Source organism: Mesorhizobium prunaredense (genome assembly GCF_900156895.1).
In the GTDB taxonomy this organism is placed as follows: Bacteria; Pseudomonadota; Alphaproteobacteria; order Rhizobiales; family Rhizobiaceae; genus Mesorhizobium; species Mesorhizobium prunaredense.
This window is the reverse complement of sequence record NZ_FTPD01000056.1, coordinates 64,399-77,259: the sequence shown is the minus strand read 5'-3', so window position 1 is coordinate 77,259 and position 12,861 is coordinate 64,399. Positions and strand designations below refer to the sequence as shown.

The window sequence follows — 12,861 nt, the reverse complement described above, 5'->3', positions numbered from 1 at the left end:
ATTGCGCCCCCCTCTGTCCTGCCGGACATCTCCCCCACGAGGGGGGAGATCGGCCGTCATCGACGCTTCGCCAATCTCGAACGCCGTCGACGCCTTCAACTCCGCCCGTTCACCAAATCCCCCACAATGTCGTACTTGCCGGAAATGCGCATCTTGTAGACTTCATAATTCTCCATCACGCGCTGGACGTAACTTCTTGTTTCGGTGTAGGGAATCCGCTCGATCCAGTCGACGACGGCGTCGATGTCCTTGCCGCGCGGGTCGCCATATCTGGCCACCCACTGGGCGGCGCGGCTGGGGCCGGCATTGTAGCCGGCGAAGGTCAGCACATAGGAGCCGTCGAAGCGGCCGAGCTGCTCGCCGAGGAAGGCGGCGCCCAGGGTCGCGTTGTAGCCGGCGTCGGTGGTCAGCCGCGCCTGCGAGAAGGTCATCCCGGCCTTCTTCGCCAATTGCCTGGCGGTCCCCGGCATCAGCTGCAGCAGCCCGCGCGCTCCGGCGCTGGAGACGGCGCCGATGTTGAACTCGCTTTCCTGGCGGGCGATCGCATAGGCCAGCGCCTTGCCTGAGCCGGAAATGTTGGCGGTCTCGGGAATGGCGCCGAGCGGATGCGACAGCGCCCCGACATCGATGCCGCGCGCGCCGGCGATCTTGCCGACTTTCAACGCCAGGAAGTGATTGCCCTGCTTTTCCGCCATCGCGGCCAGCAGCGCCAGCTCTCCGGGACTGCTCAACTGTCCGGCGAGGTCGCGGTAAAGCGTGTCGGCGTAGCGCTGATAGCCCGCCTGCTGCAGTCGCTTGATGGCGCTGACCGCCTCGCGGCTGGAAAAGTTCCGGTGATCGGTGGCGCTCGGCTGCGGATGGGCGATGTTGAGGACCTGCCGGCCGGCGCGCTCACCCGCGAGCTGGCCGTAGAAGGTCGTGCCGTAGGCGGCGGCACGGCTAAAATAATCCTTGGCGCTGCCGGGGCCGTCGGCTTCGGCCGCACGGCCGAGCCAATAGTAGGCGCGCGACAGCGATATCGGCCCCTGGGCGAGACCGGCGATCCGCTCAAAATGCCTGGCAGCGGTGGTGGGATCGTTGAGGCCGCGCAGCGCGTACCAGCCGGCATGAAACTCCGCATCCGCCGCGTTGGCTGCAGTTTCGGCGGCGTGTGCTGCGACTATCCTGTAGGCGGTCTTCATCTCGCCCTGGTCGACCAGTTCGCGCGACAGCACCCGGCGCTCGGCCCACCAGGCATCCGGGTCGATCAGAGCGTTGCGGTCGCTCGGCGCCTTCATCACCATTGCTGCGGCGTCGGAAAACTTCTGCTGCTTGCGCAGATATTGGGCTTGGGCGAAGAGATAGCCGGCCGAACGTTGCGCGGCGGGCACCGCCTTCAGCAGTCTGGCCGCGTTCTTGTCGCCCCTGTCCGCTGCGGCCCAGGCGTCGGCCAGCTGCCGGGCGCCGGCAAGGCCGGCGACGCGCAGCGCCGAATTGACCCGATCGGCATAAAACATGCGCTCCATGCGGAAACGGTGGTCGGCTGCGGGGATCAGCGTGCCGAATTCCTGGATGATCGCCGCCTCGTCCCTGGCTTCCAGTTTTTCGGTGCGCCAGAAAGGCGACAGCGCCGAGCGCGCCGCCTCGACGTTGCCGAGCGACGCATAGGAGCGGGCGAGGATCACCACGCCCTCGGCTGTTTGCGGCTGGCTGCCGCCGAAAGCCTGCACCACGATCTCAGGCGCGGGGTTCTCGCGGTAGAGCGCGCGCTCGCTGTTCTTGCGCAAGGCGATCATGCCCGGCCAGTTCGGCAGCATTTTCGCAGCATCGGCGATGTCGCCGCTTGGCACCTTGTCGCCGCCATAGTGCGCGATCGCCCAGCCAAGGATGTGCTGGTCGAGCGAATTGACCGGCAGGGCGTCGCGCACCTGGCGCGCACCGGCGATGTCGTTTGCCGCCAGCGCATCGAGGCCGCTCTTCAGCCTGGCGACGCTGGCGGGAGGGGATTCCGGACCCAGGCCGGTATCCAGCAGGTTTGGCTTCGGAATGGCCGACGTGACCTGCGCATCGACCTTGCCGGCGGCCACAAGGGTCGGCGTCCACAGGAGAATTGCGCCAAGCAGCGCGAAAAAATGAGGCTGCCTGGTCGGCATGGTCTTCAACGTTTCCTGTCTTACCACATTACCAACAGGCACAGATCAACTGAAGCCTAGTTGGCTGTGATGAAGAGCCCGTAAACAAGGGGCTATCGAGGTCTTTCAAATTGCGCCTGCTGGCACTGCTGCCATGCTTGCCGCGCAACGGTGTCGAGACTATGGTGCGCCGCTTCGCTTTCGGCTAGAAGGCGCGCACGACAAAACACCTGCAGCGCCGTGCGTCTTCTCGGACGCGCAAAGGCCGCTGTAGCACTTTAAATTTGGCGCATGACCATTCCGTGAATCGACGCCGATTTTCGGGGTCATGCGCCAGTCCCAAGGAGTTGGATGACATGCTGAGAGGCTCGCTTACCGCGCTCGTGACACCGTTCGAAACGAGCGGCCGTTTCGACGAGAAAGCCTTTCGCGCTCTCGTTGCCTGGCAGCTCGCCGAAGGCACGACCGGCCTGGTTCCGGTCGGCACCACCGGCGAGTCGCCGACGCTGTCGCATGACGAGCACCGCCACGTCGTCAAAGTGTGCATCGAGGTCGCCAAGGGCCGCGCTCCGGTCGTCGCCGGCGCCGGCTCCAACAACACCGAGGAGGCGGTTGGCCTGGTGCAATTTGCCGAGAAGGCGGGCGCCGACGCGGCACTCGTCGTCACGCCTTACTACAACAGGCCGACGCAGCGCGGCCTCTATGCGCATTTCGCTGCCGTCGCCAAGGCGACCAGCCTGCCGATCATCATCTACAACATTCCGCCGCGCTCGGTGATCGACATGATGCCCGAGACGATGGGCCAGCTGGTGCATGACTTCAAGAACATCGTCGGTGTCAAGGACGCCACCGGCAAGGTCGAGCGGGTTTCCGAGCAGCGCGCCACCTGCGGCAAGGATTTCATCCAGCTTTCCGGCGAGGACGCCTCGGCGCTCGGTTTCAACGCCCATGGCGGCGTCGGCTGCATCTCGGTGACGGCCAATGTCGCGCCGCGGCTGTGCGCCGAATTCCAGGAGGCGACGCTTTCCGGCGACAACGCCAAGGCGCTGGACTTGCAGGACCGCCTGCTGCCGCTGCACAAGGCGATTTTCCTGGAACCCGGCGTGTCCGGCGCGAAATATGCGCTGTCGAAGCTCGGCAAAGTCGAGAACGTGCTGCGTTCGCCGCTGGTCACCGTCGAGCAGTCGACCGCCGAAAAGATCGATGCGGCGATGAAGCACGCCGGCTTGATTAACTAGCAATGAGGCGCCACCTCTCCGCATCATGAACCAGGTCAGAAAAGCCGATCCCAACAACAAGACCGTTGCGGAAAACCGCAAGGCGCGGTTTTCCTACGAGGTGCTCGACACGATCGAGGCCGGCCTGATGCTGACCGGCACCGAAGTGAAGTCGCTGCGTCAGGGCCAGGCCAACATCCAGGACAGCTACGCCTCGGTCGAGGGCGGCGAGATCTGGCTGATCAACTCCTATCTGCCGGAATATCTGCAGGCCAACCGCTTCAACCATGAGCCGCGCCGGCGCCGCAAGCTCCTGCTCAACAAGCGTGAGATGGCCAAGCTGTCGCAGAGCGTCGATCGCGAAGGCATGACGCTGGTGCCGCTAAAAATCTATTTCAATGAAAAGGGCCGGGCGAAGCTTTTGCTCGCCGTCGGCCGCGGCAAGAAATTGCACGACAAGCGCGAGACCGAAAAGCAGCGCGACTGGTCGCGCGAGAAGGGCCGGCTGCTGAAGGAGCGTGGGTGAGGAGTGGTCCGCAAAGCGGACGAAAAGCCAACGATTTGGCTTTTCGAGCGACGAACGCCCACGGCCATATCGGGGGGCAGGGCGGTTCAACAGGGATAGGCCTGTCTTGAAGAACCGGATCGTCGTTTGGGGTGCGGCCAGCCTGATCCTGGCGTGCCTCGTCACGGCCGCCTATTTCTACTTCCGTCCGTTTTCTCCGGACCGCGGCAAATATCCGGTCAGGGGCATCGACGTGTCCCATCATCAGCGACAGATCGACTGGCGGCGTGTTGCCGCCGACGATGTCGCCTTCGCCGTCATCAAGGCAACTGAAGGCGGCGACCATGTCGACGATGCCTTCGCCGCCAATCTGCGTGACGCGCGTGCGGCTGGTCTGGCGGTCGGCGCCTATCATTTCTTCACCTTCTGCAGGCCTGGCGCCGATCAGGCGAAGAATTTCATCTCCGTCGTGCCGCGCGATCAACGGCTGCTGCCGCCGGTGGTGGATATCGAATTCGTCGGCAATTGCCCGCGGCGGCCATCGCCCGAAGAATTGAGTGTTGAACTCTCGGCTTTCCTCGGCCCTGTCGAGGCAGCTTTCGGCAAGACGGCGATCCTCTATGTGACCGACGACGCGGCGCGGGCCTATGCCGGCCAGATCGTCGGCCGCCCGCGCTGGGTTCGTTCGCTGGCGCTGCAGCTAGGTCATGACGACTGGATCTATTGGCAGTACCACGACAGCGGTCGCGTCGACGGCATCACCGGCGATGTCGATCTGAATGTGCTTCAGGGCGGGCCGGAGAAATTGGCCGAGCTGTTTGCGCCACCGCCCGAATCTATCTCTCCAGAAACGCCGCTATCTCCTTGAAGACGTTGACGAACATTGCCTCCGTCAGCACGCCGGTGTTGGTGTTGTAGCGCGAGCAATGATAGCTGGAAAACAGCGTCACGCCATTGGTTTGCTGCTGCCCGCCATGCTTGAACGGATAAGCGGCGACACGCTGGCCGAGCGCCCGCACGGTCGACTGGTGCGCGATCGAGCCCAGCGCCAGCACGGCGCGCAGGTTCTTAAACCGCGCGATCGTCGGCACCAGGAACGTCCGGCAGGTGGCAATCTCGGCGCCGGCCGGCTTGTTGTCCGGCGGCACGCAGCGAACTGCATTGGTAATCGCCGTGCCGACAAGCTCCAGCCCATCATCGGGCCGCGCCTTGAACTGGCCGCGCGCAAAGCCGTGTGCGATCAGCGTGTTGTAGAGCAGGTCGCCGGCAAAATCGCCGGTGAAGGGGCGTCCGGTGCGGTTTGCACCGCGCAGGCCCGGCGCCAGTCCGACGATCAGCAGCCGCACCGCATCCTCGCCCTCGGGTGGCAGAAAGGTCGGCACCGGTGCATTGAACCAGGACGGCTCGCGCTGCCGCCATTGCGCGATAAAATCATGCAGCCGCGGGCAGAGCGGGCAATCGCGATCGGGCTCGGAGGACGCGACCAGGGGAGCGGTCAAGACCGCCGCCGTCAATACTCGTCCTCATCGACTTCGGCCGGTTCGGGCCGGCGCACCGGCCGCTCGGACGGATCGCGGCCGACATCGCTCTTCAAGGTCATCAGGTCGATGAAATGATCGGCCTGGCGGCGCAGATCGTCGGAAATCATCGGCGGCTGCGAAGCCATGGTCGATACGATCGAGACCTTGCGCCCGCGCCGCTGCAGCGCCTCGACCAGCGTGCGGAAATCGCCGTCGCCGGAAAAGATGACATAGTGGTCGACGACATCGGCGAGTTCAAGCGCATCGACGGTCAGCTCGATGTCCATATTGCCCTTGATCTTGCGGCGGCCGGTCGAGTCGGTGAACTCCTTGGCCGGCTTGGTCACGACCTTGAAGCCGTTATAGTCGAGCCAATCGATCAGCGGCCGGATCGAGGAATACTCCTGATCCTCGACCAGCGCGGTGTAGTAGTAGGCACGCAGCAGGTAGCCGCGCTTCTGGAAGTTCGACAAAAGCCTGCGGTAGTCGATGTCGAAGCCGAGCGCCCGCGACGTGGCGTAAAGATTGGCACCATCGATGAAAAGAGCGATTTTTTCACGAGGGTCGAACATGGGAAATATTCCTTTTCGAAAATAAGCGGTCGTCTAAATGCGCGTGACTATCGGTCGGCTTGAAATAACCGGCTGACCTTCGTCATTCGAGATAACGCCGGTTTTACGGCAAACCAAGGGTATGATGCTGCATAGCAAGCAATTGTGATCGGTGCCGTATGTCGCAGGCGGCGCGCACCCAGATTGCCTTGGCCAGGCCCCGGGCCCAGGCCCCGGGTCCGGCATTGCCAAAAAGCTTGTATTTTGGCGGCGTTCGGGTTATGGACCGCGCCTGTTTTCCATCAAATCCAGGCATGAAAGGGGCAGCTCATGGCCCGCGTAACCGTTGAAGATTGCATCGACAAGGTCAACAACCGCTTCGAGCTCGTGCTTCTGGCCGGCCACCGCGCCCGTCAGATCAGCCAGGGCGCGCAGATCACCGTTCCTCGTGACAACGACAAGAATCCGGTCATCGCGCTGCGCGAGATCGCCGAGGAGACATTGTCGCCCGACGACCTCAAGGAAGACCTGATCCACTCGCTGCAGAAGCATGTCGAGGTCGACGAGCCGGAAGCCGATGGCGAGGCGATCGCCGACCAGACCGGTACCGCCGCTGCGGCAACCGACGCCGACGACACCGAGGACAACATCACCTTCGACCGCATGACCGAGGAAGACCTCCTGGCCGGCATCGAAGGTCTGGTGCCGCCGGAAAAAAGCGACGATTATTAATCTTCCCACCGGCCGCCGACACTTTCGCGCCGGCGGTTTCGTGGTTATCTATGACATGCGCCGTACGCCAGTGCGGCGCATGATTCATTTCAGCACTGCGAGATCCCGCCCATGATGCGTCAGTATGAGCTTGTCGAGCGCGTCCAGCGCTACAAGCCTGACGTCAACGAGGCGCTGCTCAACAAGGCCTATGTCTACGCCATGCAGAAGCATGGTCACCAGAAGCGCGCCTCCGGCGATCCTTATTTCTCGCATCCGCTCGAAGTCGCCGCCATCCTCACCGAAATGCACATGGATGAGGCGACCATCGCGGTTGCCTTGCTGCACGACACGATCGAGGACACCACGGCGACCAGGGCCGAGATCGACGAGCTGTTCGGTCCGGAAATGGGCAAGCTGGTCGAAGGCCTGACCAAGCTGAAGAAACTCGACCTCGTCTCAAAGAAGGCCGAGCAGGCGGAAAACCTGCGCAAGCTGTTGCTGGCGATATCGGAAGACGTCCGCGTGCTTCTGGTCAAGCTTGCCGACCGCCTGCACAACATGCGCACTCTCGACCATGTGCCCGAAGCCAAGCGCCTGCGCATCGCCGAGGAAACGATGGATATCTATGCGCCGCTGGCCGGGCGCATGGGCATGCAAGGCATGCGCGAGGAGCTCGAGGAGATCGCCTTCCGCTTCATCAATCCCGAAGCCTACCGCGCCGTCACCGCGCGGCTCGCCGAAATCTTCGAGCGCAACAAGGATGTGCTGTCCGAGATCGAGAAGGCGCTGTCGACGCTGTTCGACAAATATGCGATCAAGGCCGAGGTCAAGAGCCGTCAGAAGAAGCCGTGGTCGGTGTTCCGCAAGATGGAGGCCAAGGCGCTGTCCTTCGAGCAGCTGTCCGACATTTTCGGCTTTCGTGTCGTCGTCGATACCGTCGAGGACTGCTACCGGGCGCTCGGCGCCATCCACACGACATGGTCGATGGTGCCCGGCCGCTTCAAGGACTACATCTCGACCCCGAAGCAGAACGACTACCGTTCGATCCACACCACCATCGTCGGACCGTCGCGGCAGCGCGTCGAGTTGCAGATCCGCACCTATCAGATGAACAAGATCGCCGAGTATGGCGTTGCCGCGCATTCGATCTACAAGGACAGCGGCGGCAGGGTGAACGGCACCGCCCACGCGATCTCGAAGGAGACCAACGCCTATGCCTGGCTGCGGCGCACCATCGAGCAGCTAGCCGAAGGCGACAATCCCGAGGACTTCCTCGAAAACACCAAGCTGGAGCTGTTCCAGGACCAGGTGTTCTGCTTCACGCCCAAGGGAATGCTGATCGCGCTGCCGCGCGGCGCCACGCCGATCGACTTCGCCTATGCGGTGCACACCGATGTCGGTGACACCTGCGTCGGGGCCAAGGTCAACGGCCGCATCATGCCCCTGATGACCGAGCTGAAGAATGGCGACGAGGTCGAGATCATCCGCTCCAAGGCGCAGGTGCCGCCGGCGGCGTGGGAATCGGTCGTCGTCACCGGCAAGGCGCGCTCGGCGATCCGCCGCGCCACCAAGAATGCCATCCGCAAGCAGTATTCGGGTCTCGGCATCCGCATACTGGAACGCGCTTTCGAGCGGTCAGGCAAGATTTTTACCAAGGAAAGCTTGAAATCGGTGCTGCATCGGCTGGCACGCAAGGACATCGAGGATGTGCTGGCCTCTGTCGGCCGCGGCGAACTTGCCTCCACCGATGTCATGAAGGCGGTGTTTCCCGACTACAAGGACGAGCGCATCACGCTGGCGGCGCCCAAGCAGCGCGAGGAGGGCTGGTCGAAGATCCGCAACGCCGCCGGCATGCTGTTCCAGATTCCGGGCCGCGCCGCACGCAAGGACAAGGACCAGCCAAGGGACGGCGCCGTGCCGATCCGCGGCGTGCGCGGCGACCTGCCGGTGCGCTTCGCGCCGGAAGGTGCTGTGCCCGGCGACCGCATCGTCGGCATCGTGCAGCCGGGGACCGGCATCACCATCTATCCGATCCAGTCGCCGGCGCTGCAGGCCTTCGACGACCAGCCAGAACGCTGGATCGACGTGCGCTGGGACATAGACGAGCGCACCAAGGAGCGATTTCCGGCGCGCGTCTCGGTCACCGCCATCAACGCGCCGGGCTCGCTGGCCGACATTGCGCAGGTCGTTGCATCCAACGATGCCAACATCCATACATTGTCGATGGTGCGCACCGCGCCCGATTTCACCGAAATGCTGATCGATCTCGAAGTCTGGGACTTGAAGCACCTGAACCGGCTGCTGTCGCAGCTCAAGGACAATTCGAGCGTCAGCGATGCACGGCGCGTGAATGGGTGAATGGTGAGAGTAGTGAGTAGTGAATAGTGAATAGTGAATAGTGAATAGTGAATAGTGAATAGTGAATAGTGAATAGTGAAAGAAGGGTACTCTCGCTACTCGCTACTCGCTACTCGCTACTCGCTACTCACTATTCACCATCGACATGGATCGAACAATGAACACCGACGAAGTGCTGGGCGTTTTCCGTGAAGCCGGTGCCGTTCTCGAAGGGCATTTCATCCTGACTTCTGGCTTGCGAAGTCCGGTCTTCCTGCAGAAGGCGCGGGTCTTCATGCATGCCGACAAGACCGAGCGCCTGTGCAAGGCGCTGGCCGAAAAGATCCGCGCTGCTGTCTCCGGCAGGATCGATTACGTCGTCGGCCCGGCGATCGGCGGGCTGATTCCGGCTTACGAGACCTCGCGCCATCTTGGCGTACCGGCGATCTGGGTCGAGCGGGAAGGGGGCGAGTTCCGGCTCCGCCGCTTCGAGATCGCCAGGGGTTCGCGCGTCGTCATCGTCGAGGACATCGTCACCACCGGCCTGTCGATCCGCGAGACCATCGACTGCCTGCGCGCGCTTGGCGCCGAGGTCGTTGCCGCTGCCTGCATCATCGACCGCTCGGCCGGCAAGACCGATGTCGGCGTGCCGCTGATCGCGCTCGCCGAGTATGAGGTTCCGGCCTACCCGGCCGACAGGCTGCCGCCCGAGCTTGCCGCCATACCGCCGGTCAAGCCGGGCAGCCGCAACATATAAGGGCATGTCGCCCAAAAGCATGCCCTTGGGCTTGAACCGAGGGGTGCGCAGCGGTTTTGGGACAAGGACATGCCAAAACAAACCTTAACTGAGGCGCTACCTTGATTGCCGGTATTGATCATTTCGTGCTGACGGTTGGCTCCGTCGAGGACACCTGCGCCTTCTATCAGCGCGTGCTCGGCTTCAAGCGCCTCGACGAGCCGGGCCGGCCGACGGCGCTGCTGTTTGGAACGCAAAAGATCAATGTGCATGAGGCAGGCCACACCTTCGAGCCGAAGGCCAAGGCGCCGACGCCGGGCTCCGCGGATTTTTGCCTGGTCGCCGCGCGCCCGCTCGCAGAGATATGCGCCAGCCTGGCTGCCAACGGCGTGGCGATAGAAGTCGGGCCGGTCGAGCGGATCGGCGCCCGTGGCCCGATGATGTCGGTCTATTTCCGCGATCCGGACGGCAATCTCGTCGAGATCAGCTGGTACAACAGGTAACCGGTATTTTCGGCGAGAACGAAGTGCGTCGGCAAGGTCGGCTTGCGGGCAACCGTGTTCACGCCTGGCGCAGCCATCATCGAGGTGCGACGGGCTTTAGTTTGCCAAAGTCACAGCTCAGGCCAGTTCCGCTTCCACAGGGCAGTCGAGGCAAGCGGTATAGTTGCAGAGCCGGCAAATACGGTATGCATGGTCCTCGGTGCCGACGAGCCCACGCAACAGCTTGGCGGCAAGGTTGCCGAATTCCTGCAACTCCTCCTGATTTAGAACAGCAAGCGCTGACGCGAGCCCTTTCTGGCGAGCGGAAAGAATAGCACTGCAGGTCGTCTCGCCCAAAGGAGTGAGCCTTAGCGCTACCGCGCGATGGTCGTCAGGCGCCGAGAACCGAGCCGCCAATCCCTCCGCGACCAGTCGATCGACCAGTCTGACGGTGCCCGAATGGGACAGTGACAATGCGCGGCGCAGCCTCTCGATAGACAGGCCCGGTACGTGGCCAATGAGGGTGATCGCGGAAGCCGCTGGGCCGGGCTCCGGTGCTTTGGCCTGAGCGTCCCGCTGCAACGTGTCCGCAAAGGCGAGCGCTAGAGCGCCAATCACATTTTCAATCCTGGAATCGGTCATCGACAAAAAATATATGCTCGGAGCATATACATCAAGGTCGAATTATTATATGCTTGGAGCATACAAATCGAAAGGAGAAGGCCATGTTTACCTCTGCAACCGCCAACACTCCGTTCGTGGCGCGCATCAATCAAGCTGGCTACCACCTTGCTGCCGCCGGTCGCGCGGTAACCCTTTTGGGGGTGGTGCTCCCTCTGCTGTTGATCGGCATTTTGAAATTCACCGCAATCGAGATCGAGGCGCTTAGGCCATTCATCGAGAATACGCCTTGGCTGGCATGGCTCTATCCCGCTTTCGGATCTGCGGGGACGTCCTACTTCCTGGGCGTGGTCGAACTGGCCACAGCGTTTCTGCTGATAGCATCTGTCCGCAGCGTCTGGGCTGGCCTCGCGGGGGGTGCCATCGGCTCAGTCATCTTCGCGCTGACATCCTCGACAATGCTCACCCTGCCGATCTGGGAAACGGGCTCCGGAGGGTTTCCCTTCCTCAACGGGTTAGGTGCCTTTCTGATCAAGGATGTCGCCTTGCTCGGAGTGAGCCTGGTCATTTTGGGGGGCAGCCTTCAGCAACTCGTATCCGACCCCGACCGAAAAATTGATCGCAGTGATGAACAACGAATCGAGAGGTGAGAGCATGTCTCTACTCGCTATCTGGCGCAGGACGGACGAACCAGGGCACGATGTCGTGCAGCTAAAGCAGACAGGCCTCGGCTGGCTCTTGAATGGAGCCGCTGTATACCTATCGGATGCGGGCCCGGCACGTTTGGACTACACAGTGCAACTGGCCGAAGATTGGACGACCAAATCCGGCACCGTTCGCGGGTTCATCGGTTCCCAGTCAGTTGATCTCACAATCATCCGCGACGAGACCGGCATCCGCAACGAGACCGGCTGGACTGTTAATGGGCAGCGGCAGCCGGCGGTTCAGTCGATGGTGGATCTGGACTACAGCTTTACGCCGGCGACGAACCTGCAACAAATTCGCAGAATGAACCTGAAGGTCGGCGACAAGGCGGATTTTCCGGTGGCTTGGCTGGTTGCCGGCGCGTCGAGTTTGGTTGTTCTGCCGCAAACCTACCATCGTGTGAGTGAGACCGAGTACATCTACGAGGCTCCCACAGTGCCTTACCGCGCTACGCTGCTCATTCCCGAGGCTGGCTTTGCTCAAGATTACCCCGACGGCTGGGTTTTCGAGACCGGCAGCGCCGGCCGTGCACTATAGGATTGCGGCTGAAGCTTGGCTGCTCGCAAGCTGACATCCATGCAACTTGCTACTTCTGGGCAAGGCGAACCCCGTCGCATTGATTACCTCCTGTGGCAGACCATCGCGGCAGCGATTCGTTGTCTTGGGGCTTGGGTGTCGCTATATCGAAGCCTTGATTGCCTTCCGGCGTGCTTGAAGCGCAAGATGTGAAGTCACGACCCGCTAGCGATGGCCGGGCCGGCGTGGTTATTGTATCAGGACAGGGACAGAGTGCTTTTTCGACGCCGCAAGCCTGATGGTCTTCTCGAGCGGGTGCGTACCTACCTGCGGCCACGCCGCTCGTTCTCGCGCTCCCTGCGCCTGTCGGACAGAGCTGGAACGGCCGGACGGGAAGTTCCCGCCCAATGATCATTGGCATCGGCAGCGACCTGATCGATATCAGACGCATCGAAAAATCGCTGCAGCGCCATGGCCAGCGCTTCATTCAGCGCATCTACACCGAGGTCGAACAGGCCCGCTCCGAAAACCGCGGCGCCCGCGCCGCCTCTTATGCCAAGCGTTTTGCTGCCAAGGAGGCATGCGCCAAGGCGCTGGGCACCGGTATGGCGCAAGGGGTGTTCTGGCGCGACATGGGCGTCGTCAATCTGGCCAGCGGCAAGCCGACCATGGCGTTGACCGGCGGGGCGGCGGAGCAGTTGGACAAGATCCTGCCTGAAGGGCACAGAGCGGCGATCCACCTCACCATCACCGATGATTTTCCGCTTGCTCAAGCCTTTGTGATAATCGAGGCGATGCCCGTCGAAGAAGCGCCATATTGATCGCATCTGACCACCGGCATGACGT

At 62.4% G+C, this 12,861-nt stretch carries 14 protein-coding genes; 10 read left to right on the top strand and 4 right to left on the bottom strand.

All coding sequences use genetic code 11. The features are described from left to right. Positions 1 to 95 precede the first annotated feature (95 nt). On the bottom strand, positions 96 to 2,132 hold the full coding sequence (locus tag BQ8794_RS27925) for a lytic transglycosylase domain-containing protein (protein WP_077381829.1): 2,037 nt from the start codon (positions 2,130 to 2,132) through the stop codon (positions 96 to 98). A gap of 335 nt (positions 2,133 to 2,467) precedes the next feature. Between BQ8794_RS27925 and dapA the strand changes: the two genes are divergently transcribed. The 3 genes from dapA (at position 2,468) to BQ8794_RS27910 (ending at position 4,701) form a co-directional block, all read left to right on the top strand. Then, on the top strand, positions 2,468 to 3,349 hold the full coding sequence (gene dapA, locus BQ8794_RS27920; protein ID WP_077381827.1) for a 4-hydroxy-tetrahydrodipicolinate synthase: 882 nt from the start codon (positions 2,468 to 2,470) through the stop codon (positions 3,347 to 3,349). A 25-nt stretch (positions 3,350 to 3,374) separates the two neighbouring features. Then, positions 3,375 to 3,854, top strand: a complete 480-nt coding sequence (gene smpB / locus BQ8794_RS27915; protein ID WP_077381825.1) for an SsrA-binding protein SmpB — start codon at positions 3,375 to 3,377, stop codon at positions 3,852 to 3,854. 106 nt (positions 3,855 to 3,960) lie between these two features. Next, positions 3,961 to 4,701, top strand: a complete 741-nt coding sequence (locus BQ8794_RS27910; RefSeq protein ID WP_077381823.1) for a glycoside hydrolase family 25 protein — start codon at positions 3,961 to 3,963, stop codon at positions 4,699 to 4,701. On the opposite strand, the gene BQ8794_RS27905 is transcribed toward BQ8794_RS27910, so the two are convergent. After that, positions 4,670 to 5,347 carry a uracil-DNA glycosylase gene (locus BQ8794_RS27905; RefSeq protein WP_425293591.1) on the bottom strand — a complete coding sequence of 226 codons (678 nt, stop codon included), beginning with the start codon at positions 5,345 to 5,347 and terminating at the stop codon, positions 4,670 to 4,672. The genes BQ8794_RS27910 and BQ8794_RS27905 overlap by 32 nt on opposite strands. Further along, positions 5,344 to 5,925, bottom strand: a complete 582-nt coding sequence (locus tag BQ8794_RS27900) for a LabA-like NYN domain-containing protein (protein WP_077381821.1) — start codon at positions 5,923 to 5,925, stop codon at positions 5,344 to 5,346. The genes BQ8794_RS27905 and BQ8794_RS27900 overlap by 4 nt, the downstream gene beginning before the upstream one ends. Before the next feature lie 309 nt (positions 5,926 to 6,234). Between BQ8794_RS27900 and rpoZ the strand changes: the two genes are divergently transcribed. The 4 genes from rpoZ (at position 6,235) to BQ8794_RS27880 (ending at position 10,194) form a co-directional block, all read left to right on the top strand. Beyond that, positions 6,235 to 6,636: a DNA-directed RNA polymerase subunit omega gene (gene rpoZ / locus BQ8794_RS27895; protein ID WP_023800772.1), complete on the top strand. Its 402-nt coding sequence runs from the start codon at positions 6,235 to 6,237 to the stop codon at positions 6,634 to 6,636. 111 nt (positions 6,637 to 6,747) lie between these two features. Beyond that, complete coding sequence (locus tag BQ8794_RS27890) at positions 6,748 to 8,976, top strand: RelA/SpoT family protein (protein WP_077381819.1); 2,229 nt, start codon at positions 6,748 to 6,750, stop codon at positions 8,974 to 8,976. 157 nt (positions 8,977 to 9,133) lie between these two features. Then, a complete protein-coding gene (pyrE, locus tag BQ8794_RS27885; RefSeq protein WP_077381817.1) occupies positions 9,134 to 9,712 on the top strand; it encodes an orotate phosphoribosyltransferase in 579 nt (192 codons plus the stop codon). Positions 9,713 to 9,813: 101 nt separating this feature from the next. Continuing rightward, positions 9,814 to 10,194 carry a VOC family protein gene (locus BQ8794_RS27880; RefSeq protein ID WP_077381815.1) on the top strand — a complete coding sequence of 127 codons (381 nt, stop codon included), beginning with the start codon at positions 9,814 to 9,816 and terminating at the stop codon, positions 10,192 to 10,194. Positions 10,195 to 10,311: 117 nt separating this feature from the next. Here BQ8794_RS27880 and BQ8794_RS27875 read toward each other — a convergent pair whose 3' ends face one another. Further along, entirely contained in the window at positions 10,312 to 10,815 is a 504-nt protein-coding gene (locus BQ8794_RS27875; RefSeq protein ID WP_077381813.1) for a MarR family winged helix-turn-helix transcriptional regulator, read from the bottom strand. An 83-nt stretch (positions 10,816 to 10,898) separates the two neighbouring features. Here BQ8794_RS27875 and BQ8794_RS27870 point away from each other — a divergent pair, with 83 nt between their 5' ends. From BQ8794_RS27870 to acpS, 3 genes are all read left to right on the top strand, one after another. Continuing rightward, positions 10,899 to 11,444, top strand: a complete 546-nt coding sequence (locus tag BQ8794_RS27870; protein ID WP_077381811.1) for a DUF417 family protein — start codon at positions 10,899 to 10,901, stop codon at positions 11,442 to 11,444. Next, on the top strand, positions 11,422 to 12,036 hold the full coding sequence (locus BQ8794_RS27865; RefSeq protein ID WP_077381810.1) for a putative glycolipid-binding domain-containing protein: 615 nt from the start codon (positions 11,422 to 11,424) through the stop codon (positions 12,034 to 12,036). The genes BQ8794_RS27870 and BQ8794_RS27865 overlap by 23 nt, the downstream gene beginning before the upstream one ends. A 386-nt stretch (positions 12,037 to 12,422) precedes the next feature. Next, a complete protein-coding gene (gene acpS / locus BQ8794_RS27855; RefSeq protein WP_077381808.1) occupies positions 12,423 to 12,836 on the top strand; it encodes a holo-ACP synthase in 414 nt (137 codons plus the stop codon). Positions 12,837 to 12,861 lie beyond the last annotated feature (25 nt).